3 protein-coding genes are annotated in these 1,617 nt (G+C 67.6%); 1 reads left to right on the top strand and 2 read right to left on the bottom strand.

Annotated elements, in window-relative coordinates:
• Positions 1-233, bottom strand: a 233-nt coding sequence (locus tag VGZ23_11950) for a PIG-L family deacetylase (GenBank protein HEV2358304.1), incomplete at its 3' end; no start/stop codon positions are given.
• A gap of 376 nt (positions 234-609) precedes the next feature.
• Between VGZ23_11950 and greA the strand changes: the two genes are divergently transcribed.
• The gene (gene greA, locus VGZ23_11955; protein HEV2358305.1) at positions 610-1,110 is read left to right on the top strand and encodes a transcription elongation factor GreA; all 501 of its coding nucleotides are present in this window, start codon (positions 610-612) and stop codon (positions 1,108-1,110) included.
• Between the two features lie 133 nt (positions 1,111-1,243).
• Here greA and VGZ23_11960 read toward each other — a convergent pair.
• The coding region (locus VGZ23_11960) for an MFS transporter (GenBank protein ID HEV2358306.1) at positions 1,244-1,617 on the bottom strand (374 nt) is incomplete at its 5' end.

Here is a 1,617-nt window from a genome sequence, read left to right on the forward strand (position 1 = left end):
CCGAGGAACTGCTGCCGCACGCCGAGGATCTCGCGGGCCCGGTCCATCTCCGCGCGCCGCACGGCCGCGAGGTTCGCGCGGATCTCGGGGCGCTCCATGGCCTTGTTCAGGATGTCGCCGCGCTCGCCGCCGGTGAGGGTACAGACCAGGACATCGACGCCTTCCCGCGCGTATCGGGCCATCGTCGCGGCGCCCTTGCTCGACTCGTCGTCCGGGTGCGCGTGCACGGCCATCAGCCGGAGGGGGGCGTCGCCCTCCAGGCCGGCACAAGCCGCGGCGTGATCGGTGGTCACGGCAGACAAGAACGTCCCCTTCGTGCATGATTGATGGACAAGCCCGGCATGACGCCGCTGCCTCGCCGGGGTTTCAAGCGTCGGCATCGCGGCTACGCTGACAGGTCATTGTGCATCACAACAAGCCCGCTCCAGGGAGGCATTCCCGGCAACACCGCCGCTTGGCCGGTACCCGGCCAGGGGCCAGGCCCCATGATCCAGGGCCATTGACACACGCGACGTACTTGCCGAGCCTTGTTAACCTCGAAGGATTACCCCCAAGGGCCCTACCTGGGCCCGGCGGACGTATGGTCCGCATCCACTGCTAGGAGTTCTCGTGACCGAAACCCGTGATGACACCGTCACCTGGCTCACCCAGGAGGCGTATGACCGGCTCAAGTCGGAGCTGGATTACCTCTCGGGCGAAGGCCGCGCGGAGATCGCGAACAGAATCAACGCCGCCCGGGACGAGGGCGACCTGCGGGAAAACGGCGGCTACCACGCCGCCAAGGAAGAGCAGGGCAAGCGCGAGGGCCGGATCCTGCAGATTATGCACATCCTGGACAACTCGAGGGTCGGCGAGCCTCCGCGCACCGACGGGGTCGTAGGCCCTGGCATGACCGTCACGATCCGCTTCGCCGGAGACGAGGATGAGGTCACGTTCCTGCTCGCCTCCCGCGAGGAGAGCGGCGCGCCGATCGACGTGTACTCGCCCAAGTCGCCGCTGGGCAGCGCGATCAACGGCAAGAAGGTCGGGGAGACCGCGACCTACACGCTGCCGAACGGCCGCAGCACCACGGTCGAGATTCTCGAGGCGGTCCCCTACGTAGGCATGTAACCGCGCCAGCGACCTAGCCTCATGGCCGCGGCGGCCTGACCGTCGCGGCCGGACTTTCCCTAGGGGGACGACCCCCTTCAAAGTCTGACTGCGGAGCGAGCTCCGCGATTTTCGAGATCATTTTTATCTAACGCTAGGCGGCGAACTCGGGCTCCTTAGGCTGGGCCTCGGCTGCCGGTGCACTGCCCCGGAGCGGGACTTCCCTGATGAGGCTGGCCAGGACGAATAGCGCGATGGCCGACGGCGCGGCCCAGAAGAACACGCCCTGCACGGCGTGGGCGATGGCGTAGAACACGTCGTGCCGGATCGGCAGCGGCAGCCGGTTGACCGTTCTCGGGTCGAAGCTCCCGCCCGATGTGTTCAGGTGCACGCCGGGCAGTCTCGCGGTCATCACGTCGGTCAGCCGCCGGGCGAAGATCGCGCCGAACAGCGCGACCCCTATCGACCCGCCGATCTGCTGGAAGAACATGCGGGCGCTGCTGGCCACGCCCATGTCGTTGGGCCCCA

Source organism: bacterium, from assembly GCA_035945995.1.
Taxonomy (GTDB): Bacteria; Sysuimicrobiota; Sysuimicrobiia; order Sysuimicrobiales; family Segetimicrobiaceae; genus DASSJF01.